This window comes from Methanopyrus sp., assembly GCF_053997775.1.
On the sequence record NZ_JBMXXF010000031.1, the window covers coordinates 40,133 to 62,826 of the forward strand.

A 22,694-nucleotide genomic window follows, 5' to 3' on the forward strand; every position below is an offset into this window, starting at 1 on the left:
TGAGGAAGTCCCGCAGAGCCGAGCCCGATGAGGGGAGGGGCCCGACCGACCCGCTACGACTGCAGGAACCGCGCCTCGCTTCTCTCCACGAACTCGCGACACACCTCCTCCGGCCCTCCCTCCATCACGATCCTACCGTCGTCCAGCAGGACCGCCCGGGTGGCCGTCTCCTCCACGAAGCGCACGTCATGACTCACCAGGACCGTCGTGATCCCTCGCTTCTCAACGAACCGCTTCAGCGAGTTAGTCACGCTGCGCAGCGTTACGGGGTCCAGGTCCCCGAACGGCTCATCCAGGAGGAGCAGCTCGGGCTCGGTGGCCAACTCCAGCGCGATGGCCACCCGGACCTTCTGACCCCCGGACAGCTCGCCGAACTTCATGTCCAGCACCTCCATGGGCAGGTCGAAGGCTTGGAACACGGGCCTGGCGAACCTCTCGACCTCCTCCGCCGGCAGCCTCGGAAACAGCTCATCCAGGATCTCCGGGCTGAGGTCCAGTTCCTTCAACCGCTCCTCCGCCTCCTCCCTCGGCAGGTCCGTCAGCGCGTAGAGCACGTCCAGCACCTTCTCGCTGATCCCGAGCTCCTCGGCCCGCTTCCGAGCCCGCTCCAGCACGCTCGCGCTCTTCACCCCCAGCCGGCCCGCGAGCAGGTCCCGCACCGTGGCGTGGTGCACGTACCCGAACTCCTGGTGCACGATCCCGATCCGCCTACGGGCCTCCATCCGACCGTAGCCCAGGTCCGTCAGGCTCACCCACTCACCGTCGACCTTGAGCTCGATTTCCCCACCGTCCGGCAGCTCCACCCCCGCGATCATCCGGAGCAGCACCGTCTTACCCGCCCCGCTCGGACCGACCACCGCCAGCACCTCACCCCGCCGCACCTCCAGGTTCACGTCCCGCATGTGCAGCGTCTCACCGCAGCGCAGCAACTGGTACCGCTTCTCGAGGTCGGAGACCCGTAGGACGACCTCCTCCCCCGGCTCCGGCTTCGGGGCCGGCTCGGGCATCCCCCGGGTCAACCTCTCCACCGCCTCCCTCGGAGAGCCGTGCAGCACGTCCCTGCCCTCCTCGATCAGCGTCGCCGTGTCGCACAGGTACTCGATGACCTCCGTCAGGTGCGAGACGACGATCACGGTCAGCCCCTTCTCCTCGTTAGCCCGTCGGATCGCGTCCAGCAGCTGCTGCTTCGTGCCCGGGCAGGACATGGCCGCCGGCTCGTCCAGGAGCAGGACCTCCGGGTCCTTGGCCAGCTGCCTCGCCAGCAGCAACCGCTGCTTCTCGCCGCCCGAGAGCACCGGGGCGTAGTGATCGGCCTTGTGCTCCAGCCCCACGATCCTCAGGTACTCCAACGCCTCCTCGTACAGCTCCTCGTAGTCGGACGTGTCCTCCGGGGGCAGCTCCTCCACGCCCGACCGCTTCCAGTACAGCTTCCGCATCACGTTCTCCGCCGCCGTCTCCGGCCACAGCCCGAACTCCCGCTGCGGATGGATCGCGGTGACCTTCTTCACCTCGGTGAACCGGGACTCCGGCGCGTCCGGCGTCAGCTCGATCCCGCACACCTCCACCCTACCCTCGTCGAACCGTTCGACCCCGCGCAGGATCCGAATCAGCGTGCTCTTGCCCGCCCCACTTCGACCCAGGATTCCGTGGATCTCCCCCTCCTCCACCTCCAGGTTCAACCCGTCCAGCGCGACCACCTCACCCCTCGTCTCGGTCTCGTAGACCTTCCTCAGGTCCTCCACGACCACCGCCGACGGCAAGTCGGACCACCCCGGCGGATGAATGGCGGACCGCGACCCACCGGGGGCCCGGGTCAGGACCAGAACCAGGAAGGAAAAACGGAAACGGCTAGTCAGGAGCCTGCGAGGCGGGCTGGATGGTGATGCGGACCGGCGGCACGTCCAGCTCCTCGCAGATCTCCCGAAGCCGCTCCTCCACCTCTTTCACCCGCTTCCCTTCCTTGCCGATCGCCTTGTGATGGTCCTCCACGTAGACTGTGGCGGCCAGGTATTCATCGCCCCGAGGTCCCCGGGGGCCGCGCACGAAGACCTTCACCACGCCGCAGTCATCGAACTCCTCTCGCAGCACCCGCGTCGCGTACTCTTTGGCCCACTTGAGTCGGGTGGAGCGCCGTGGCCGGCCGCTCAGCTCCTTGGACCAGCCGCACTCCTCGCACTCCAGCGACTCCGGGTGTGGGCGCACCGGACCACCGCACTTGGGGCACCTCAACGCCATGCCCGAACTCCCCTCACTCCTCCCTCAGCTGCTCCCACAGTCGCTTAACCTTCTCCACGTCCTCCTCGTGGCCCTCGATTAGGGACGATGTGCGCCTCCTGGACCTCCCCGACCCGGTGCGCCGTTCCCTCCCGCCGCCCGATCTACCCGTCCCCGCTCGTCTTTCCGACCCCGACCCGGACAAGCCTCGGGCGGTCTCGCGCTCGAACTTCAGCATTCCGTGACCCACCAGCCCAGCGAGCACCATGAGGCCGACCGCCGCCGCCATCGTGTAGTACCTGTACTCACCCATCAGCCGGCCGAGCCCCGCCTCTTGGGATCCACCCGTCTCGCGCTTCACTGGCTGGGCCTCCCGCTGGTGACTCCCTCCCTTCTTCTGGTTGTGCTGGCCTCCGCCCTTCTGACTACCCTGCGTGGGCTGGGAGGCGGCCGACCCGCCGGCGCCGCCACCGGAGGGCGCCGCCTGCGTCGTCCCCTGAACCGCCGTCCCTCCCCCTCCGGTCCCTGCCGGCGCGGTCTGCACCGATTGGGTGGTTTGGACCGTCTGAGCCGTCCCACCGACCGTCTGCGCGAGCGACGGGACGACGGCCGAGAGGAGCATCGCGGCCGTCAGGATGGCGAGCTTCCTCACCCGGGGCTCCCCCGGACGACCCTCACCCCACGGTTCCTTTTCCGTTTTCCCGCACCCGGAGGCCGCGCTCCCACGCGTCGAGTATCTCGTCCCCGGTCACGAACGGGGCCCCCATCTCCTCGGCCACCTCTCGGGCGCGGTCCGGTGGCATTGAGCCACCTCCGGGCTCCAGCATCTCGCAGATCACGGCCACCTTGGGCTCGAGTCCGACCATCTCCAGCAGGGCCGCGGTGAGCTCCGTGTGGCCCTGACGCTCGTCCAGGAGTCCGTCGAACGGTCGCAACAGGTGGACGTGGCCGGGTGACCGGAACTCCCTACCGAACTCGCGGATCGGGTCCTCGTGCTCCCGCTCGAAGAACTCCGCGAGCTTTCGGATGGTGAGGGATCGATCCTCGTCCGTGACCCCGGTGAACGTCTCCCGGTGGTTGACCGTGATCGAGAACGTGGAGCGCTCGTCGTACGGGATGTCGTCCGGTCTGGTGGCCCGCAGGAGCGGGAACTCGTCCCCCGCGGCCCGGTACACCTCGACCAGGTGCGGCAGCCCGATCTCCCGGGCGTGCTCGGGGTGCAGGACGACGCAGATGAGCCCGCCGGCGCGCTCCCTCAGCGTCGCGACGTGCTCCGGCCTCACCTTAGCGGCCCAGAACATCAGGTCGGTCTCTCCCTCCCGATCCTCGAAGTCGAACACGAGCACCGGGTCGCCGCGCTTCAGCGTTCTCCGGACCTCGCGCAACCGCTTCGCCAGATCCGCCAAGATTTCGGTCCCCACAGCCTGATTTTGACGGGATCACCGGGCAGCACGCCCAGCGCCCGGCGCAGCTCCAACCCGGAGATTAGCTCCAGATGGTCGCGGTGTTCGGCCAGGTCGGGGAACACCAGCCAGGCGCGGACCCCGTTGGCGGTGCACGGGTAGAGCCAGGCCCCTCCCAGCTCACCCCGGGGCTCGATCCTGTGACCGTGGGACTCGGCGATGCGCAGCAGTGCTTGCCTCTCCTCCTCTTCCACCCTGACGTTGAACGTGCCCGGGTACGGGTACTCCCCGGTGATCCTCCGCATCTCCTCCCGGTAATAAGGCATGCTCACGTACTTCCGGCCCTCCCCCAGCCCGCGCACGTACTCACCGATCACCTCGTACACGCGCCTTCACCCTCGACACGAACCCGTCGACGTCCCGGGTGACCCCGTACTTCCGCTCGAAGAAGTCGACCAGGTTCTCAACGTCCCTCCTCAGGAGCCGCAGCGCCCCGGGCTCATGGACCTTCTTGGCCTCGGACAGGTCGATGAGGAAGGGGATCTCGTCCTCGCTCACGAGCACGTTGAACGCGCTCAGGTCACCGTGCACCAGGCCCGCCCGGACCGCCAACCGCTCCACCTGCTCCAGCAGGTCGTCGAGCACCGCCCCCGGGTCCCGAAGGTCCGGAGCCCGGTACAGGGGCTCGCCGGGCACGTACTGCATGACGATGACCCCGGGCCTCGCGTCGTAGGGCTTCGGAACCCGAACCCCGGCCTCGTACGCCCGGCGCAGCAGCGAGTACTCCCGAAGGGCCGCGTCGCCCCGACTCACGCGACGCACGACCTCGCCGTCCTCCGTCCGGTAGGCCCGCTCCTCCCGACGCTCCTCCCGCCCGGTGAACGCCCGGTACACCTTCAGCGCCACCTTCCTGCCCTCCCGCTCCGCCAGCAGGACGTCGGCCTCCTTCCCCGTCATGACGGTCCCCAGCACCCGATCGACTCCCGCGTACTCCGCCAGCGGGTCCACCTCCCGGACGCCGACCTCGCGCTCCCGCTCCTCCCCACCGACCAGCTCCCTGACGGCCCGCTCCGCGGCCCTCACGGTGTCCTCGGACACCCTGCCCTTCTCGCGCTGGATCCGCAGCGCCTCCAGGAACCTCCTCACCTCCTCCGGGTCAGGATTCACCTCCCGGACGGCCTCCACGAAGGGCGAGGGATCGTCCCGCTTCACGGTCTCCAATAGCGCCCTACCGAGCCTCTCACTCACCTCGCTCACGGTGCGTCCCCTCCAACCTCCTCACGGTCTCCAGCGCGTGCTTCCTGGCCTCCTTCGGCCCCCTCGGCTCCCGAACGGGCTCGCCGTCCTCGATGAACTTACGCAGCAGCGGGCGCCGCTCCGCGTCGCACCTCCGGCACGCTCCCGGCCTCCGGTCGGCGAGCGTCACCACGTCCTCCAGGCACTCCGGGCATCTCCACACCTGCTTCGCTCCCGACAGCTTGCCACGCTTCGCCCGGGGCTCGCCCTCCACCTCCACCACGTCCATGGCGAAGTCCACGGCCGGCGCGTCCGAGATCGCCGTGCCGACGCCGAACGCGTCCGCCCCGGCCTCCGCGAGCTCGCGGATCTCCTCCTCGTCCAGCCCGCCGGAGACCATGATCTTCACGTCCTCGTACCCGCGGGCGTCCAGCTCCCACCGGACCTCGCGCACGATCTCCGCCATATCGCCCCGCCGCGAGGACGGCGTGTCCAGGCGCACGCCGAACAGCCGGTCGCCCAGCTCCTCCGCCGCCATGAGGGCCTCCTCCACCTCGTCGTAGAACGTGTCCACGAGCGCGACCCTGGGGACGTCCTCCGGCACGTGCTCGTCGAAGGCACGCCAGGCCTCGCGCTGGTCCCCGAATACCAGGATGAACGCGTGCGGCATGGTGCCGACCGGTCGCTCCCCTATCAGCTCCGCCCCCTTGATCCCCGACACCCCGTCGCAGCCGCCGACGTACGCGGCCCGGTCCACCATCGGGGCGATCGCCGGGTGCTGCCGCCGGATCCCGAAGCTGTACACGGGCCGGTCACCCGCCGCCAGCTTGCACCGGGCCGCCTTCGTCGCGATCCCCGTCGCCTTGGCCAGGCACCCGATCAGCGCCGTCTCCAGCTCGCAGAACTCGACGTATGGGCCCTCGATCCGCATCACGGGTTGACCCGGCCGGAAGACCTCGCCCTCGTCCATCGCGTAGACCGTCACGTCCCGACCCTCGAGCAGCGACAGCGCCTCCTCCACGCCGCACAGAACGCCCCAGGGCCAGCCCTCCGGGAGCGAGTGCGCGGAGACCTCCGCCACGACCTCTACGTCGTCCAACCCCTCCTCCTCCAGCACCCGCCGAATCCGCCGGAAGTAGACGTCCGCGGTCTCGCCCCTCCGGATCTCCTCCTCGGTGGCGATGTGTAACCTCACGGGAGACCCCCCCAACCCGCCTCATCTGACCATGAACAGCTTTCGCTCCATCCACCTAATCAGCCGCTCTCGCTCCTCCCTCTCCAGCTCCTCAAAGTCGCGAACGCTCACGCGGGTGGACCCGTCGATCACCTTCTCCACCGGCAGCTCCTCACCGGAGTCCAGGTCTAGCACCCTCACCCGGGGATCGACCGAGCTGAACCGGTCCCGGAACGTCCGGTAGATTTCCCCGGCCTCCTCCGGGTACCGCTGGATCACCTCCACGACCGTGCCGGCGCCCACCAGCACCGTGAACGGGTGCTCGTCCAGGTCCTCCGCCCGCACCGCCCGGCCGGACACCGTGGCGAGATCGTGCAGCACGCTCTCGAACGCCTCCAACCGCAGCGCGTCCAGCGGGTTCTCCCGCATCACCGGCTTCGGCTCCAACCGGATCCGACGGAGCATGATCGGGATGACGATGGAGCGCTGGGCGGCGTAGTTGGACAGGTACGTGCGGCACACGATCATGCCCTCGATCCCGCGCACGTCCGCCCCCATGAGCCCGCGCATGATCTCCGCGACCGCGAACCCGCCCCCGCGGCCCGCGAACCGCTCCAGATCCTCCACGCTCCGAACCCGCTCCGCGTCCCCCAGGGCCTCGTGCACCTTGTCGGCGAACCCGCGGGCCCGATCGAGCACCAGCACCCGGTGATTCCGGACGTCCAGCCGCCCGATCAGCCGGCCCAGCCTCCACGCATCCTTCACCTTCAGGCGCACCGGCAGCAGGTGGAAGACGGCCCGACCCAATTCCGCTCACCCGCGCCGCAGCTCCGACAGCGTCGGGCGGTTCTCGGCCGCCAGGTACGCCTCCGGCAGGTCCATCAGGTCCGGCCCCATGAGCAGCCCCAACAGTTGATCCAAGCTCTCGATCACCGGGGCGAACGTGAGCATCCGGCTCCCACCGCGCCGGGGGCTCCGCACCGCCACCCACTCCCGCACGCCCAGCTCCTCCGCCCGGTTCACCAGCTCGTTCAGCAGCGACAGCTGCTTCCTCGCGTGCAGGTACCCCGCGTTCCGGTCCCGGACGATCCGGTCGCGCAGCTCCTCCAGCCAGTCCTCCAGCTCCCGCACCAGCACGTCCCGCACCTCCCGGAGCACCTCGCCCCGCAGCGCCTCCTTCACGTTCCGAACGTCCTGACCCCAGTCCACCACCCTCCACAGGTACTCCTGCCCCATCGCCAGGCCATCCAACCGACCCTCCAGCGTGGACCCACCGACCGGCACGTACCCGGGCACCTCCACCACGAGCGCCCCGGGCAGCATGTGCGCGTCGTCCAGCACCACGAGGGCGCCCTCCAGCACCTCCCTCCAGTCCTCCAGCGTCATCAGCGGCTCCTTACCCTGGGCATCCCGGGTCCGCTCGTGGGAAGCGTACAGGGACGGAACCGACAGCAGCTTGTCGAAGGACAGGCAGACGATCCGGGCCGGGGACCGCAGCTGCCGCACCGCCTCGCACCCCTCGCACTCGTCCCACGGGGCGAACCCGTGCACGTACGGATTGTCCCGGTACAGCGCCTCCCGAACCTGCTCCCGCAGCCCTTCGTCCCCGATCCGACCCAGCAGCGGCCCGTCCTTCCGGTAGAACTCCGGGTGACACTTCGGGAGATCGTTCGCCCGGGAGGCGTCCCGGTACACCCGAAGCAACTCCCGCTCGCTCAGCCGATCCCCGAGGAGCACGTCCAGGCTCACCCGGCACTCGTACTCGCTCACGTCCCGCCACCGCTCCGCCCGCAGCCCCCAGTCATCTCGGAACCGCTTCACCTCCCGCTCCGCCAGGTCCGGGGACGGGGTCGAGAACAGCACGTGAACCCGGCCTCCCTCCCCGTACACGCGGGCGATCCGACGCAGCAGCCACGTCTTTCCGGAGCCGGGCCGCTCCCGGAGGATGGCCACCCGATCCTCCTCCAACTGCCCCCGGAGGTCCGACAGCATCCGAACCTGCGCCTCGCGGAGGTCATCGGCCCAGCGCTCCTCCACGGCGTCCAGCGCCTCGAGAACCCGGTCACTCAACCGGCGTCCCCCAAAGCGCCCTCGAGGCGGTCCACCCCGGCCCGAAATACGTTTTCCACAGCGTGCCGAGCCGGCCCGCAATCGTTACGATAACGATAACGATCGGCCGGCCGGGCTAGGCGACCCGCCTCCGCCGGGCCAGGAACCGGTACAGCAGGTACAGCCCGACGAGGAGGACCAGCCCGATCACCACGATGATCAGGATCGCGGCCGCCAGCCCGAGCTTCAGCAGGCTCCCGAGCAGCCCCGTCTTCTTGTACGCGACCACATGGTGCCCGTACGTCGGGTGGTACGGGTAGTACCGATACCCGTGGTAGTAACCGGGGTGGCCGTGGTACACTACGACCTTCTTGTACTTGTACACGTGGCGGGCCACGTCGGAACCCCCAGGGTGGGGGCGGGCGCGATCGCTCTTAAACGCTAGGGGGACCCGAGGACCGTTGGATCCCTGCGGCGTCCTGAAGGGGTTCATCGAGCTGTTCGTGATCGTGGATCCGATCGGGAACGTGCCGGTCCTCCTCTCGCTCACCTCGGACCTGCGACCCCGGGAGCGGGTGCGGGTCGCGTACCGGGCGGTGTCGTTCGCGGGCGTGCTGATCCTGGCGTTCGCGGTCTCAGGCAAGCTCGTGCTGGAGTACCTGGGGGTCTCGATCGAGGCGCTGATGATCGCGGGCGGGCTCCTGCTGCTGCGGGCGGCCCTGGGGATGGTGGAGGGTGATCCCACCGGGTTTCGAATCGAGCCGGAGGGTCGGCTGGACGTGGCGTACGTGCCCCTGGGCACCCCGCTGCTGGCGGGACCGGGCGCCATCGTTACGGTCATCGTCATGCTGCACCGGTACGGGCGGCTGGAGACGATCCTGGCCTGCGGGCTCGTGATGCTGGCCACGCTCGCGACGTTCCTGGCGGCGGAGCCGCTGGCCCGCGCGCTGGGGCGGTCCGGGATCCGCGTGCTGACCCGGGTGATGGGGGTCGTGCTGGCGGGCATCGGGGTGCAGATGGTTTTGGACGGCGTGACGCGGTTCCTCCGGGGGTGAGCGCGTGCCGGCGAACCTGCCCCCGGAGTACCACAAGCTGGAGGAGCGGTACCGGCGGGCCCGCTCGCCGGAGGAGCGGCTGAAGATCACGGAGGAGATGCTCTCGGTCGTCCCGAAGCACAAGGGCACGGAGAACCTGCGGGCGCTGCTCAAGCGCCGGCTGGCGAAGCTGCGGGAGGAGGTGGAGAAGCGGCGGAAGCAGAAGTCCGGGGGCGGGCCGGACTACCACGTGAAGAAGGAGGGGGCGGCGCAGGTCGCGCTGGTGGGGCCGCCGAACGCGGGCAAGTCGACGCTTCTGCGGAGGCTGACGAACGCGGAGCCGGAGGTGGCCCCGTACCCGTACACGACGCGGAAGCCGGTCCCGGGCATGATGGAGTACCGGGACGTGCAGATCCAGCTGGTGGAGGTGCCCCCGGTGCACGAGGGGTTCGTGCACGGGGAGGGCAGCCGGTTCGTGGGCGTGATGCGCAGCGCGGACGCGATCTGCATCGTGGTGGACCTCTCGGAGGATCCCGTGAGTCAGCTGGAGACGGTGCTGGGGGAGCTGGACTCGGCGGCGATCCGGCTGAACCAATCCCCGCCCGGGGTTAGCATCGAGGAGCGGGCCACGGGCGGGATCGAGATCCGGGGCGAGGAGCGGCTGGCCTGCGACCCGGAGGAGGTGAAGGAGTTCCTGCGGGAGTCCGGGCTCCACAGCGCGATCGTCGTGATCGAGGAGGACGGGGTGACGCTGGAGGACGTGGCGGAGGCGTTGGACCGGAGGATCGAGTACAAGCGGGGCCTGGTCGTGGCGAACAAGGGGGACGCGCCCGGAACGCGCGAGTCCTACGAGGAGCTCCGCGAGTGGATCGAGCGGGAGCTGGAGTTCGAGCTGCCGGTCGTGCCGATCTCGGCGAAGAAGGGGGCGAACCTGGACGCGTTCAAGGAGCGGCTGTACGACGCGCTGAACATCATCCGCGTGTACACGAAGAAGCCGGGTGGGAAGCCGCAGAAGCCCCCGGTCGTCCTGCCCCGGGGATCGACGGTGGAGGACCTGGCCCGGGAGATCCACTCGGAGCTGGCGAAGAACCTGCGGTACGCGCGGGTCTGGGGCCGGTCCGTGAAAAAGGACGGGATGATGGTGGGACGCGACCACGTCCTGGAGGATGGGGACATCGTCGAGCTACACGCGGACTGAGGGAGGACACCCGATGCCCGAGGTCGCCGCGTGCGTGTTGGCGGCGGGCCGGTCCACCAGGTTCCGGCGGGATCTGAGGGAGCGTGGGGAGGAGCCGGTGAACAAGCTCGTCTACCCGGTCGCGGGCCGGCCGATGGTGGGGTGGGTGGTGGATCGCGCCTCCCGGGTCGCGGACGTGGTCCTGGTGGGCCTGGGGTACGACGCGGGCCTGGTGTGGGAGGCGGTGACGGAGCACGCGAGGGCTCCCGTCAAGCCGGTGCTTAACGACCCCGTGGACGTGCCGATGGCCCGCACCGCGGCCCGCCTCCTGGAGCGCACTAGGGCGGACGTCGCGCTGGTCCTCGCCGGCGACCAACCGACCGTGACCGAGGCGACGATGCGCGAGCTCGTCCGAGCGGCGGAGGAGCACGGGGCCGCGGTCCTGGACCGAGGGGCCCCGAGCGACCCGATCAGCGGGAACGAGCTGAAGGGGCACGGGCCCCCGCTGGCGCTGGACAGGGACGCGGTCGAGCGGCTCCTGGAGACCGTCGAGCGGCTGGCGCCCGAGCGCGGCCCCAACGCGATGAACTTGAACCCGGTACTGCGGGCGTCCGGGCTGGAGTTCCGGGTCGTGCCGCCCCGGGAGGAGGGGGAGCTCCTGAACGTCAACCGCGTGAGCGACGTGCGCCGGGCGGAGCGGGCGCTCAGCTTCCAGGTCGAACCCTGACCACCGCGGGCTCGCCCTCCTCGCCGTCCACCTCGATGTCCACGTCCACGAACTTCCGCACCACCCACGCGTTCGTGGTCAGGTGCGGGTCGACCCTCGACACCCCGTACTTAGACTCCCCGTCGGCGATGGAGAGGAACGGTAATATCTGATCCCCCATGTGCTCGTCCAGCGCCATCCCCGTCCTCACGTGCCGGACCAGCTCCTCCGCCGCCTCCCGGCCCACGCGCTCGGCCGGCTTGCCCTTCTCACCGAGCGCGTCGGCGCCGAGCCGGTTCCCCCGATCGTCCTCCGCCCAGAGCACGATCCCGCTGCCCGGGCCCAGGTGCGGGTCCCGATGCTTCGGGTACGTCTCCACCTCGATTTCCGGGCTCACGCCCAGCTCCCGCTCGATCACCTCGGACGCGGCCCTGGCCTGGCGCTCGGCGACGTGCGGCGGCAACCGGACGCAGTGAGAGACGCCCCGAACCTCCTCGAGCTCCCCGAACTCGACGGCGTTAAGGGGCTTGAGCGCGTCCACCGGCTCGATCCGGGCCCGGACGATCCCGCCACCGCGCGGGTAGTGGCCCCGCCGCTCCACCTCCAGCTCGTACCGACACCCGATCCGCCGGAGGTAGTGCGCGTGCACGTACCGCTCGTAGTCCACGGGCGGCGACCACTTAACGTCCGTGCCGCCCCTCACCTCCACCTCCACCGGGGAGTCGGCGGCGAGGGCGGCGAGCTTGACCGCCTGCAGGAGCAGGGTCACGCTGCCCGCGGTCCCGATGTCGATCTCGTACTCGCCGCCGCGCACCCGACCGGGCCGAAACACCAGCTCGGTGGAGCCCACCTCCAACCCCTCGCACTCGGCGTCGCACATCTCCGCCACGGCCTTAACCGCGTGGTAGTGCTGGTGGGACATCCCGGGGTTGGGCCGGTTGGCCCGGATGTTGAACACCCGCACGGGCTTCCCCGTGAGGGCCGACATGCCGACGGCGGTGCGTAGGATCTGTCCGCCTCCCTCACCGTAGGAGCCGTCGATCTCGATCATGGCGCACCCTCCGCCGAGGGCGGCGATGACGAGGGCCCGGAAGGGCGGACGGGCCCCGGGTGACGAGAGAACCCGGGACCGAGCCGCTACTCCTCCTCCGGCTCCACCTCCACCTCCGTCTCCTCCACCTTGGGGGCCCGGATCGTCAGCAGCCCGTTCCCGCACCTCGCCTTCACGCCGTTCGGGTCGATTTTCACGTCCAGGTCGATCCGCCGGGAGACCTCACCCGACACGCGCTCCCGGTACCTCGGCTCACCCTCCCGAATCCGGGGCAGCTTGACCGTCACCTCCACGTAGTCCTCGCCCGCGCGCACGCTCACGTCGTCCGGCCCGGCACCGGGCACCTCGGCCACGATCACGAGCTCACCCGGCCGCTCGTACACGTCCACGGCCGGGGTGGTGGCCCAGCGCAGCGTCCGCACCAGCTGACCGGACACCTCCTCGAGCAGCTCCCGGGGTTCCGCCTCCTGGGCGACCCTCCGCCCCTCATGAAGGACCTCCTCGAGCAGCCGACCCACGAGCCGCAGCGTCTCCTCGGCACCCTTCGACCCGGTCCGAAGCGTCTACTCCAGCAATCGCTCGATCACGCCCACCGTAATACCCCCGGGCCAGCTCGTTCAGCCTACGTTTTAACTTGTCGAGCCCCCGCCCGTCCTCGGCCGAGACCTCGTACACCCGCACCCCCTCGTCCAGCACCTCCTCCAGCCTTTCCGGACGCTCCCACAGCTCCTCCAGGTCCGCCTTCGTGAGGACCACGTGGAAGGGCACGTCGAACTCCCGCTGAACCCGGCGCAGCAGGTCCAGCTGCTCCTCCACGTCGAACCCGCACGTCCCCGTGGGATCCAGCAGGAAGAAGACGGCGTCCGTCGCGTGCTTCAGCGCCGCGATCGCCTGACGCTCGATCGGATTCCGCTCCTCCTCCGGCCGATCCAGCAGCCCCGGCGTGTCCAGGATCTGCACCGGGTACGGGTCCTCCATGTAACCCACCTGGATCCCCTTCGTCGTGAACGGGTAGGGCGCGATCTCCGGCTCCGAACCCGTGAGCGCCGTCATCAGGGTCGTCTTGCCCACGTTCGGATGGCCCGCCAGCGCCACCGTGAACATCTCCGGGTCGATGGAGGGCAGGTCCACCAGCTTCGGCTGCACCCGACGCAGGAACCGCAGCGCGTCCCCCGCCTTCCGCCGCACCGTCGAGGCCAGCCGCCCGTACGCCTCGCGGCGCAGCCGGGCGGCCTCGGCCGGATCGTCCGCCCGCTTGAGCTTCCTGGTGTACTCCTCCCGGATCAGCCGCGCCAGCTTGGCCACCGTGTGCACGTCGGCCAGGCTCCGCTTGAGCCTCTTCACGCCCGCCACCGCGTCCGCCAGCTCCCGGTAAAACGGGTGAATCTCGTCCAGGTTCGGCGTCCTACGCACGATCTCCCAAAGCCGATCCTGGATCAGCTGCGAGGCGGTGTTCACGCGGGCGATCTCGATCGACCGGGCCCTCACCTCGGGCGGGGTTCGGGTGCCCCGAAACGACCGACGCGTGCCCTCGGCCGCCCGCTCGGCCCTCCGGAACGCGGTGTCGATGAGCTCCTCGGGGTCCGGCACCTCGGGCATCTTGCGGAACGGGTTCCCGGGCACGGGGCTCCCTCCCGTAAACCTTTTTGGAACTTTGAGGGCGCCGTGGGCGAAGGCGCGCGAACGGGGGTGCCCGATCCTTGGAGTACATCTACGCGTGCCTCCTGCTGCACGCCGCCGGTCAAGAAATCAACGAGGAGAACCTGCGGAAGGTCCTGGAGGCCGCCGGCGTCGAGGTGGACGAGGCGCGCCTGAAGGCCACGGTCGCCGCGCTGGAGGAAGTAGACATCGACGAGGCGATCGAGGAGGCCGCCGTGCCGGCCGCGGCGCCGGCCGCCGGTGCCGCCGAGGAGGAGGCCGAGGAGGAAACCGAGGAAGAGGAGGAGGAAGAGGAAGAAGAGGAGGAAGAAGAGGAAGAGGAGGCCGAGGAGGAGGCGGCGGCCGGCCTCGGAGCCCTGTTCGGGTAAGCCTCAGAAGAACGCGTCCAGCGTCTTCTGCTCCTCCCGTTTCTCCTTTTTCTCCTCTTCCCTCTCCTCTTCCTCCTCGGAGGCCTCTTCCCCGGTCTCCCCTTCCTCTCCTTCCTCTTCCTCCTCCACGGCGAGCGTCTCGACGGCCTTCTCCCCTTCAGCCGGGGCCTCCTCAACCTCCCTCATCATCTCCTCCACACGCTCACGCAGCTCCTCGCGCCGCGCCTCCTTCAGCCTCTTCCTCACCTGCAGCGACCGGTTGTAGATCCGCTGCGCCACCCGGGGATCCTCGCACAGGTACGCGATCTCCCGCTTCGTCAGCCGCAGGTACCCGGCGATCCCGCTCAGGATCTCCAGACCGCGCTCCGACTCCTCCTCCACGAACCGGCGGAAGGCGACCTGCAGGATCGGAATGATGTCGTTCTTCGCCACCCGGGTCGACACGTGCATGCGCTCCGCGACCTTCTCGGCGATGGAGTTGAGGATTTCCCGCTCCCGCCTCGTCAGGCTCAACTTGCGCAGGATCCTGGGCGGCTGGAACCGCACGAATCCCGGGGGCTTCCCGCGCCGGGCCGCCGCCACCCCGGTCGTCATCAGGTCGGTCGCGTACACGTACTTGAACCGCCAGTTCCCGGTCTCGATCGCCCGGGACGAGAAGACGTCCGCCTTGGACAGGTAATCGTACGCCCGCTCGATCTCCTCCGGCTCGCTGTACGCCCGGGGCACGTTCTGCGCGATCCAAAGGAGGACGTCGTCCGGGTCCTCGTCCAGGTTCCACAGGGCCCGGCGCGCCTCCCGGGGCGGCTTGTTGAAGATCCGACCCAGCGCCTCGAAGATGGTGATCTCCTTGTCCCGCCACCCCAGGTCCCGCACGTCCTCGACCGTGACCCGACCCGTGGACCTGGCGATCGCCTCGAGGTCGTTGATGGCGGCCCGCAGGTCGCCCCGGGCCCGACGGGCGATCATCTGTAGGGCGCGCTCGTCGTACTCGACGCCCTCCGACTCGCAGATCCGGCGCAGCACCTCCACGATGTCCCGCTGCCGCAGCCTCCGGAACTCGATCATCCGGACCTCGTCACGCAGCGACTTGGGCAGGCTCCACGGATCGTTGGCGACGAGGATGAGCGGGTTGCGGGCGCGCTTCACGGCCCGAATCAGCGCGGTCACGCCGCCCCGGTCCTCGCGCGGGTCGATCCCGTCCACCTCGTCCACGAGCACCAGGACCCGGTCCGAACCCTCCACGCGCTCGTGGCGGCCTCCGGCGCGTTGAACCAGGCGGAGTAGGGACCGTCCCGTGGAGGCGCCTCCCACGACCTTCTCGATGACGTCCCGGGTGCGCTTGTCCGAGGCGTTCAGCTCGACCACGTCCCAGCCGAACTCGTTCGCGAGGGCGTAGGCCGCGCTGGTCTTGCCCGTGCCGGGCGGCCCGTGCAGGAGGACGGCGCGGGGCTCGGGCGGCTCGCCCCGGGCCCACTGGTTCGCCCACGCGACCAGCTCCTTCTTCGCCTCCTCCTGGTTCGCCAGGTCCCTCAGGCGCCGGGGCCGGTACTTCTCCGTCCAGGGGACCAAGGGGGCTACCCGCCGGAGTACTTGCTGCCCAGCGCGTGGATGCGGGCCAGGAGCGCCTCCAGCTGGATGCGCTCGTCCGAGCCTCGCACGAGCCGGTACTCGAAGTCACCCACGGCCTCCACCAGCTCCGGCACCGCCTCCTCCGGGATCTCGTCCATCTCCAGCACCTCGCGGTGCACCTGCCGGACCACGTCTTCCCCGGACATCCCGTACCGCGAGAGCAGCTCGTGCAGCAGGTCCCTCGCCCGCTCGAACTCCCCGTTCCACGCGTGGTGGATCATCTGACGGACCTCCTCGGGCCGGGCCGTGGCCGCGATCTGGTACACCGTGTCCTCGTCGACCCTCGCGCCCAGGGCGGCCGCCGCCTGCAGGATGTTAATGGCCCGCCGCATGTCACCCTCGGACACGTACACGATCGCGTCCAGGGCCTCGTCCGTGACCTCCACGCCCTCGTTCTCGGCAATCTCCCGCAGCCGCCGCTTGATCGCGTCCTCCGGCAGCTTGGTGAACTTGAAGACCACGCAGCGGCTCTGGATCGGGTCGATGATCGCGGACGAGTAGTTGGCCGCCAGGATGAACCGGCACGCGTCCGAGTACATCTCCATGATCCGTCGCAGGGCCTGCTGCGAGTCCCTCGTGAGGTTGTCCGCCTCGTCCAGGAAGATGATCTTGAACTTCGCTCCACCCATCGGCCGCGTCCGGGCGAAGTTCTTGACCTTGGTCCGGATGACGTCGATGCCGCGCTCGTCCGAGTTGTGCAGCAGAACGGGCACCTCACCCGCGAAGAACATCTCCGTGCCCGGCACGCTGACGTCGTACACGTACCCCTCGCTCCGCACGACCTCGATCCTCCGGATCCGAACGCCGCGCAGGTCCGAGGTCAGGAGCCCGACCAGCCGGTCGTACGCCGACCTGGCCCCCGGCCGCACGTCCCGGCGCTCGGGCAGCAGCTCCAGCGCGAGGCCGGCGTCGATCAGGCCGTCCTCGGAGAGGTTCTCCAGCTCCTCGGACAGCCCCTCGCTCACCCGGCGCGCCAGCTCCACCACGGGATCGGCCGGGATCGCGCGCCTCGGCCTCGGCTCCTCGAACGAGCCGTCGCGGACGAAGCCCTCCACGCCGCACAACCGGGCCATCCAGTTGAGCTCGACGTCCCCGACGAGCCCGGCCAGGTCCTCGAGCCGCTCGGTCGTCATCAGGTCCAGCGGGGCCTGGAAGGTCAGGAGCACGTCGCCCTCCCGCAGCGCGGAGGCCGGCACGGCCTCGAGCCCGTCCCCGCGGAGCACCATGACGGCGTGGTCGCCGGTGAGCTCGAGCACGTGCCCCGACTCCAGGTGCACGCGCAGGTAGCCCGGGGCTCGGTGCCGGATCAGGTAGCGCACGGGAGCCCAGACGACGCGCCCGTTCGCGACCGTGAGCACCTCCAGGCCGCGCACCCGAACCCGAGCGTCCCCCTCGGGCTCCAGCAGCGCCTCGTCCAGCTCCCGGAACGTGGTGAGGAACGTCCTCCCGTTCGCCCGGACCACCAGCGGCGTGTCCGGGGACACGGAGGCGTTCAGCTCCAGGAAGTTATCCCGCCAGTGCTCCCCGTACAGCTCGCGGGCCAGGCACAGCGCGGCCGTGGTCTTGCCCGTGCCGGGCGGTCCGGCGAAGAGCAGGTTGGGCATGTCGCCCCGCTTGACGTACTCCTGGAGCCGCTTGACCACGTGCTCCTGGTCCACGATGTCCTCGAGCCGCTTGGGCCGGTACTTTTCCACCCAGGGTACCTCCAGCACCTCGACCTCGTCGTGCTCGGACAACGCCGCACCTCCCCGAAGAAGAGGCGTGTGGCGGGGGCTACCCGGTTAAGTACTTCATCGTCGGCAGCTCGCGGCGCATCCGCTCCATGTACTCCACGCTGTCCGCCACGTCCGTGAACACCTCCTCAACCCGCTCCACGTGCTCCTTCTCCACGACGTCCGATCCCTCCTTCTCCGCCACGATCCGGGCCGGCTCGAGCAGCCGGGTCGCGTACCGGAGGGACTTCTCCTCGCCCAGGTCGGTCAGGTACTCGTGCGCCTCGTCCGTCAGCTCGATGTCCTGCACCCGGGCCCGGATGCCGATGATCTCCCGGATCTCCTCCCGCTTGAACGGCCGCGTCCGCGCGATCAACAGCCGGTCCAGCAGGTCTCCCGGGATCCCGTGCGGGGCCTCCTCGTCCGTGCCCCGCACCTTCGCCATCGCCCGGTTGGTGGCCATCACCAGGATGGGCGCGATCTCCTCCTCCAGGGACCGGTTCAGGAACGCGAACGCCTCGATGTCCAGCATGTGCGCCTCGTCGATGAATAGGACGCCCGGAACCAGCCGGGCCTCTCCCTCGTCCACCATCTTCTGCACCTGCTCGTCCACCTTCTCCCGGATCTCGTCCGTGATCTCCTCCTCCCGGAACCCTAGCAGCCGACCCGCCCTCACGTTCGCCATGTCCAGGTCGTGCAGCGTGACCACCCGCTTGATCTCCTTCTTTTTCTGCACCGGGCCCTCCGGCACCTCCACCGCGCGCACGCCCAGGATCTCTTCCTCCTCCTTCTCCAGCGCCTCCTTCGCCCGACCCAGCTTCGCCACCCGACCGCTCTCCAGGTCGATCTGGATCACGTCACCCTCCCGCACGCCCGCCTGCACCAGCTGCACCGCGATCTCCTCGGGCACCTTGAACTTCCGCCGATCGTCCCGCGTGCTGACCTCCAGGATCGCCCCGCTGGGCACCTCCATGTACGGAGAGAGCGGGTGCTTCGCACGCTCGATCTCCAGGCTCTCCACCTTGCCCTCAATCACCTCCCGCGTCTCCGTGATCTCGACCCCGATCGCCCGCCGAATCGCCTGCTGCAGGAACTCCGCCTTGCTCAGGTTCGTTCCGTAGATCTCCGAGCCGGAGATCGAGACGAAGGGAACGTCCTCACCCAGCTCCCGCGCCATCCCGTACGCGATCGCCGTCTTACCGGTCCCCGGCGGGCCCACCAGCAGCAGCCCGTGCCCGGACCGGCGCCCCTCCCGCACCATCTCCACGATGATACCGGCCGCCTCCCGGGCCTCCTCCTGACCGACCAGACCGTCGCCGACGGGCTTGGCCCGCAGGTTCTCGTCGAGGCCCAGCCCGGAGATGTGCGAGTGCGCCCCGACCGCCTCCTCCCGGGTCGAGGACTCGGTGATCTCCTCGATCTCAACCATAATCCGCATCCCTCGTTGACCGTCATGCACTTATATTTAAAATTTTCTGGAACGGCCCGAGGGGTTCCGATCACCCGATGGAGACCAACGCCGCTTCGGGCAACCCATAACCGAGCGCGCGGCGGCCGGCGCCGCCGGGGTGAGAATCGTGATCACCGTGATCATCTCCGAGGCCCCGTACGGGCGGGAGCGCGCCTACTCCGCCCTGAGGTTCGCGCTGACGGCCCTCCTTGAGGGCGAGGACGTCCGGATTTTCCTGATCGAAGACGGCGTGTACGTGGCCAAGGAGGGGCAGGACCCGGACGAGGTACCCGACCACCTGGAGCTGCTGCGGCAGTGCATCGAGCAGGGGGCGGAGGTCAAGGTCTGCGGACCGTGCTCCAAGGCCCGAGGGATCACCGAGGACGACCTGATCGACGGCGCCGAGCTCGCCACGATGCACGACCTGGTGAGCTGGGTTCGGGAGTCCGACAACGTTATCTTCTTCTGAACTCCGGGCGCACGGAGGGCGAACGTGCGCTGGATCGCGATCCTCACGGCCCTCCTCGCGCCGGTGCCCGCCCACGCCACGGTCTACGTGGCCACCTGGACCGGGCCGGGGCTCGACACCGACCCCAACCCGGAGACCAACTGCTGGACGACCTCCGCCTGGGACGTGCGCTGGTGGAACGAGCACCTGCAGGAGCTCCCGATCCGAGAGCGCGTGGTCCTGATCCCGATCGAGGACGTGCACCGCTGGCGGCACGTCCTGTACACCGGCGTGGACCCGAAGACGGGGATCCACGTGGACGTCGTCTACGTGCCGGGAGGGTGGCGGCCCGAGGATCACTGGGGGTCCGACTGGGTCGACCTGCTGCGGTGGGCGCAGCTGCACCTGGGGATCGGGTACGTGGGCATCTGCGCGGGCGCGACCACGTACATCCGCGCCTTCCCATGTGTCAAGGCGATCGACGGGCGCAAGGGACACGCCGAGCCGCGCGTGCTGCTGCTCCCGCATCCGGCCAACCCGCTCGCCAACGAGCCGGGCAGCGCCTACGAGACGCGGATGTACTACGCGAACGGGCCCGGGATGTCCTTCCGGCGGGGCTGGTACACCATCAAGTACTACATCGACCGTCGGTGGCACACCGTGCGCGCCTACTGCGACGTCCGAGGGGTGGCCAAGTACCTCGAGAAGGTCAAGGGCTGGGCCTACGTCGTCGGCCGCTGGATCGTCGACGGGGTGGAGAAGGGCCGGTTCGCCATCATGAGCGTGCACCCGGAGATTATGGGACGACGGGACCGCGACCCCGACATGGTCAAGATGTTCGTGTACGCGCTCCTGTGGGCCGCGAAACGGCTGCCCGCGGATTGGATACTGACGGTGTCTCCGGGCTCCACCGTGATCGTGCCGAAGCCCGGGAAGGACCGCCGGGTGACGCTCACAGCCACGCTGACGAACTGGGTGAACGAGCCGATCTCCGAGTTCCCGGTGAAGGTAACGATCGAGGGGCCCACCGGGGACCGGAGCCTGCAGCTGACGACGGACGAGCTGGGGATGGTGAGCGTGACCGTGCCCGTGACCCGGGAGGGGGAGTACCGGGTCCGGTTCCGGGCTGTGGACGCGTCCGCCACGGTCGAGATCGTGGCCGGCCGGCGGGAGCGGCAACCGTCACCGGCGGCCGGACTCCCGATCCTGCTCGCGCTGGCGGCGCTCCTCCGGGCCCGGCAGCGATCGCAGCGTCACCTCCACCAGCCGGTGGGCCACGCGGTCCAGCACGGCCGGAGCCAGCGGATCCGGGTCCCGAATGTAGCGTCCGGTGGTGACCAGTAGGTGATCCTCGGGGGCGCCCAGCGATCGGAGCTCCCGGGCCACGGGCCCCGAGGCCTCCCTCAAACTCAGCACCCGGACGTCCTCGCTCCCATAACCGAACACGCCCCCGGTGCTGACGGTGGTCGCCCCCGCCTCACGCCCCGCCCGTGCCAGCCTGGCCGTGACGGGCGTGGTCCGGCCGCCCGCGATCGCGATCACCACGACGTCCGGTTTCCACCTTTTCACCAGGGACTCAGCCCCATCCTCCCGCACGAACTCCGGAACGGCGATCACGTCCCGATCCGGGTGAGCGCGGCCCAGTCGGGCGCAAAACTCGGCCTTGTTCTCGCCCACCCGGGCCCCGTGCCGGAGGTGGATCACGTCGTCCGGCTCGACCTCCTGACCGTCCACGCACACTATGGTCTCCGGTCCTCCGCGGTGGGTTTCAACCAGTTGGATGAAAACCCGGAACCCGAGCCGTCCCACTCCGCACAGTAGCACGGTGCCTCGGGGCCGCTTGCGGCGCTCCAGCCTGGCCAGATCGAGCAACGCCCACCCCTCCTTAAATAATCGTTTCGATAGCTGGGAGGACGATCTCGTGATATCCCGAGGCGGCCCGGCGGGCCCGGGGGGGTGCGCACCATGGCGGAGGCCAAGGCCATCTTCATCAAGTGCGGCAACCTGGGAACGACCATGATAGTGGACATGCTCCTGGACGAGCGCGCCGACCGTGAGGACGTCGAGTTCCGCATCCTGAGCAGCTCCGTCAAGATGGACCCGGAGTACGTGGAGGACGTCGTTCAGACCGCCCTGGACCTGGCGGAGGACTTCGAGCCGGACTTCATCGTATACGGCGGCCCCAACCCGGGCGCCCCAGGTCCCTCCAAGGCCCGGGAGATGCTCGCCGAGTCGGACTACCCGGCCGTGATCATCGGGGACTCCCCCGGGCTGAAGGTGAAGGACGAGATGGAGGAGCAGGGCCTGGGCTACATCCTCGTCAAGCCGGACGCCATGATCGGCGCCCGCCGCGAGTTCCTGGACCCGATCGAGATGGCCGTGTACAACGCCGACCTGGTGAAGACGCTCGCGGCCACGGGCGTCCTGAGGCTGGTCCAGCGGGCCTTCGATGAGCTCATCGAGAAGGCCAAGGAGGGCGAGATCACCGAGGACGACCTGCCGCGGCTGGTCATCGACCGGAACACGCTGCTGGACGAGCTGAAGGATGAGTTCGAGAACCCGTACGCGCGCGCGAAGGCGATGGCCGCGCTCGAGATCGCCGAGGACGTGGCGGACGTGACCGTCGAGGGCTGCTTCATGGAGCAGGACAAGGAGCGGTACGTGCCCATCGTCGCCTCCGCCCACGAGATGATGCGACAGGCCGCCAAGCTCGCCGACGAGGCGCGCGAGATCGAGAAGTCCAACGACACCGTCCTCCGGACCCCGCACGCGCCGGACGGCACGGTGCTCTCCAAGCGGGAGCTCATGGAGGACCCGAAGTAACGCCCCGGGCCTCCACCACCCACTCCTTTTCCACCACTTCCGCTAATTCCCCCTCCACGTACGCCCGAAAGAGGAGCAGGGCCCGACGAACGCCCTGCCGCTGCCGCCTCGCGATCCTCTCGTCCGGCCTCAGCAGGTTCGCGTGCACGTCGGTCCGGGCCACCACGGTCACCCTGCCGTCGTCCAGGCAGATCGCGCCCCGACCGATCCCCGCGGTCGTGCCGATGCCCACGTCGGCGCCGGTCCTTTCCCGTACGGCCCGAGCCATGAGCTTGGCCACTTCCCGATCCTTCTCCTCCGAGTAGGCCTTCGCACCGGATTTCGTGGTGTAATCGGGCTCGGGCGGGTCGACCCCGAGCAGCTCGCGGAGCCCGGAGACGGTGGGGATGAAGCAGGCCGCCACGACCGAGACGCGCCCCTCCAGGCTGTCACCCAGGATGTCGGAGCCCAGCTCCCCGGTGTAACCGCTCGCGGAGGCGTGGATCTCCCTCCCCACGCGCCCGTGCGTGAAGCACTCGGCCGTGGCCACGCGAAGCACGGGTGCCCCTCCGGCGGGCCGAG

24 protein-coding genes are annotated in these 22,694 nt (G+C 69.4%); 7 read left to right on the forward strand and 17 right to left on the reverse strand.

Translation table 11 applies throughout. The features are described from left to right. Positions 1-53: 53 nt before the first annotated feature. The 10 genes from ACXJJV_RS04800 to ACXJJV_RS04845 form a co-directional block, all read right to left on the reverse strand. Positions 54-1,760 (reverse strand): ATP-binding cassette domain-containing protein, encoded by a 1,707-nt coding sequence (locus ACXJJV_RS04800; protein WP_456467042.1) that lies wholly within the window; start codon positions 1,758-1,760, stop codon positions 54-56. A gap of 88 nt (positions 1,761-1,848) precedes the next feature. Beyond that, a complete protein-coding gene (locus tag ACXJJV_RS04805; RefSeq protein ID WP_456467043.1) occupies positions 1,849-2,235 on the reverse strand; it encodes a hypothetical protein in 387 nt (128 codons plus the stop codon). Between the two features lie 13 nt (positions 2,236-2,248). Continuing rightward, a complete protein-coding gene (locus tag ACXJJV_RS04810; protein WP_456467044.1) occupies positions 2,249-2,866 on the reverse strand; it encodes a hypothetical protein in 618 nt (205 codons plus the stop codon). Positions 2,867-2,888: 22 nt separating this feature from the next. Beyond that, positions 2,889-3,620, reverse strand: a complete 732-nt coding sequence (ribB, locus tag ACXJJV_RS04815; protein WP_456467045.1) for a 3,4-dihydroxy-2-butanone-4-phosphate synthase — start codon at positions 3,618-3,620, stop codon at positions 2,889-2,891. Further along, a complete protein-coding gene (locus ACXJJV_RS04820) occupies positions 3,575-4,003 on the reverse strand; it encodes a DUF120 domain-containing protein (protein WP_456467046.1) in 429 nt (142 codons plus the stop codon). The genes ribB and ACXJJV_RS04820 overlap by 46 nt, the downstream gene beginning before the upstream one ends. After that, positions 3,984-4,874 carry an RIO1 family regulatory kinase/ATPase domain-containing protein gene (locus ACXJJV_RS04825; RefSeq protein ID WP_456467047.1) on the reverse strand — a complete coding sequence of 297 codons (891 nt, stop codon included), beginning with the start codon at positions 4,872-4,874 and terminating at the stop codon, positions 3,984-3,986. The genes ACXJJV_RS04820 and ACXJJV_RS04825 overlap by 20 nt, the downstream gene beginning before the upstream one ends. Then, the gene (locus ACXJJV_RS04830; protein WP_456467048.1) at positions 4,858-6,048 is read right to left on the reverse strand and encodes a nicotinate phosphoribosyltransferase; all 1,191 of its coding nucleotides are present in this window, start codon (positions 6,046-6,048) and stop codon (positions 4,858-4,860) included. The genes ACXJJV_RS04825 and ACXJJV_RS04830 overlap by 17 nt, the downstream gene beginning before the upstream one ends. Positions 6,049-6,069: 21 nt before the next feature. Beyond that, positions 6,070-6,834: a hypothetical protein gene (locus tag ACXJJV_RS04835; RefSeq protein WP_456467049.1), complete on the reverse strand. Its 765-nt coding sequence runs from the start codon at positions 6,832-6,834 to the stop codon at positions 6,070-6,072. 6 nt (positions 6,835-6,840) lie between these two features. Next, the gene (locus tag ACXJJV_RS04840) at positions 6,841-8,097 is read right to left on the reverse strand and encodes a P-loop NTPase family protein (RefSeq protein WP_456467050.1); all 1,257 of its coding nucleotides are present in this window, start codon (positions 8,095-8,097) and stop codon (positions 6,841-6,843) included. 115 nt (positions 8,098-8,212) lie between these two features. Further along, positions 8,213-8,473: a hypothetical protein gene (locus ACXJJV_RS04845; RefSeq protein WP_456467051.1), complete on the reverse strand. Its 261-nt coding sequence runs from the start codon at positions 8,471-8,473 to the stop codon at positions 8,213-8,215. Positions 8,474-8,537: 64 nt separating this feature from the next. On the opposite strand from ACXJJV_RS04845, the gene ACXJJV_RS04850 reads away from it, so the two are divergent. Genes ACXJJV_RS04850 through ACXJJV_RS04860 form a run of 3 tightly spaced genes read left to right on the forward strand, consistent with a single transcriptional unit; the run spans position 8,538 to position 11,014 of the window. After that, positions 8,538-9,131, forward strand: a complete 594-nt coding sequence (locus tag ACXJJV_RS04850; protein WP_456467052.1) for a MarC family protein — start codon at positions 8,538-8,540, stop codon at positions 9,129-9,131. 4 nt (positions 9,132-9,135) lie between these two features. Further along, positions 9,136-10,308 carry an OBG GTPase family GTP-binding protein gene (locus ACXJJV_RS04855; protein ID WP_456467053.1) on the forward strand — a complete coding sequence of 391 codons (1,173 nt, stop codon included), beginning with the start codon at positions 9,136-9,138 and terminating at the stop codon, positions 10,306-10,308. Between the two features lie 13 nt (positions 10,309-10,321). Next, positions 10,322-11,014: a nucleotidyltransferase family protein gene (locus tag ACXJJV_RS04860; protein ID WP_456467054.1), complete on the forward strand. Its 693-nt coding sequence runs from the start codon at positions 10,322-10,324 to the stop codon at positions 11,012-11,014. Here ACXJJV_RS04860 and rtcA read toward each other — a convergent pair. The 3 genes from rtcA to ACXJJV_RS04875 all read right to left on the reverse strand — a co-directional run bounded on the left by rtcA (position 10,992) and on the right by ACXJJV_RS04875 (position 13,667). Then, positions 10,992-12,044 carry an RNA 3'-terminal phosphate cyclase gene (rtcA, locus tag ACXJJV_RS04865; protein WP_456467055.1) on the reverse strand — a complete coding sequence of 351 codons (1,053 nt, stop codon included), beginning with the start codon at positions 12,042-12,044 and terminating at the stop codon, positions 10,992-10,994. The two genes, ACXJJV_RS04860 and rtcA, sit on opposite strands and share 23 nt — an antisense overlap. An 86-nt stretch (positions 12,045-12,130) precedes the next feature. Beyond that, the gene (locus ACXJJV_RS04870; protein WP_456467056.1) at positions 12,131-12,562 is read right to left on the reverse strand and encodes an Hsp20/alpha crystallin family protein; all 432 of its coding nucleotides are present in this window, start codon (positions 12,560-12,562) and stop codon (positions 12,131-12,133) included. Further along, positions 12,531-13,667, reverse strand: coding sequence for an NOG1 family protein (locus tag ACXJJV_RS04875; protein ID WP_456467057.1), 1,137 nt, complete (start codon positions 13,665-13,667; stop codon positions 12,531-12,533). The genes ACXJJV_RS04870 and ACXJJV_RS04875 overlap by 32 nt, the downstream gene beginning before the upstream one ends. Positions 13,668-13,744: 77 nt before the next feature. On the opposite strand from ACXJJV_RS04875, the gene rpl12p reads away from it, so the two are divergent. After that, the gene (rpl12p, locus tag ACXJJV_RS04880) at positions 13,745-14,071 is read left to right on the forward strand and encodes a 50S ribosomal protein P1 (protein WP_456467058.1); all 327 of its coding nucleotides are present in this window, start codon (positions 13,745-13,747) and stop codon (positions 14,069-14,071) included. Positions 14,072-14,074: 3 nt separating this feature from the next. On the opposite strand, the gene ACXJJV_RS04885 is transcribed toward rpl12p, so the two are convergent. Genes ACXJJV_RS04885 through ACXJJV_RS04895 form a run of 3 tightly spaced genes read right to left on the reverse strand, consistent with a single transcriptional unit; the run spans position 14,075 to position 18,841 of the window. After that, positions 14,075-15,640: a replication factor C large subunit gene (locus ACXJJV_RS04885; protein WP_456467059.1), complete on the reverse strand. Its 1,566-nt coding sequence runs from the start codon at positions 15,638-15,640 to the stop codon at positions 14,075-14,077. Between the two features lie 5 nt (positions 15,641-15,645). Beyond that, positions 15,646-17,436, reverse strand: a complete 1,791-nt coding sequence (locus ACXJJV_RS04890; protein ID WP_456467060.1) for a replication factor C small subunit — start codon at positions 17,434-17,436, stop codon at positions 15,646-15,648. A 37-nt stretch (positions 17,437-17,473) separates the two neighbouring features. After that, positions 17,474-18,841 (reverse strand): RuvB-like domain-containing protein, encoded by a 1,368-nt coding sequence (locus tag ACXJJV_RS04895; protein WP_456467061.1) that lies wholly within the window; start codon positions 18,839-18,841, stop codon positions 17,474-17,476. A 145-nt stretch (positions 18,842-18,986) separates the two neighbouring features. Between ACXJJV_RS04895 and ACXJJV_RS04900 the strand changes: the two genes are divergently transcribed. The 3 genes from ACXJJV_RS04900 to ACXJJV_RS04910 all read left to right on the forward strand — a co-directional run bounded on the left by ACXJJV_RS04900 (position 18,987) and on the right by ACXJJV_RS04910 (position 22,133). Then, positions 18,987-19,331, forward strand: a complete 345-nt coding sequence (locus tag ACXJJV_RS04900) for a DsrE/DsrF/TusD sulfur relay family protein (protein ID WP_456467106.1) — start codon at positions 18,987-18,989, stop codon at positions 19,329-19,331. A 24-nt stretch (positions 19,332-19,355) separates the two neighbouring features. After that, a complete protein-coding gene (locus ACXJJV_RS04905; RefSeq protein ID WP_456467062.1) occupies positions 19,356-20,654 on the forward strand; it encodes a hypothetical protein in 1,299 nt (432 codons plus the stop codon). A 621-nt stretch (positions 20,655-21,275) separates the two neighbouring features. Then, positions 21,276-22,133, forward strand: coding sequence for a F420-dependent methylenetetrahydromethanopterin dehydrogenase (locus ACXJJV_RS04910; protein ID WP_456467063.1), 858 nt, complete (start codon positions 21,276-21,278; stop codon positions 22,131-22,133). Here ACXJJV_RS04910 and ACXJJV_RS04915 read toward each other — a convergent pair. Then, complete coding sequence (locus ACXJJV_RS04915; RefSeq protein ID WP_456467064.1) at positions 22,114-22,671, reverse strand: FeGP cofactor biosynthesis protein HcgF family protein; 558 nt, start codon at positions 22,669-22,671, stop codon at positions 22,114-22,116. The two genes, ACXJJV_RS04910 and ACXJJV_RS04915, sit on opposite strands and share 20 nt — an antisense overlap. Between the last annotated feature and the right edge of the window lie 23 nt (positions 22,672-22,694).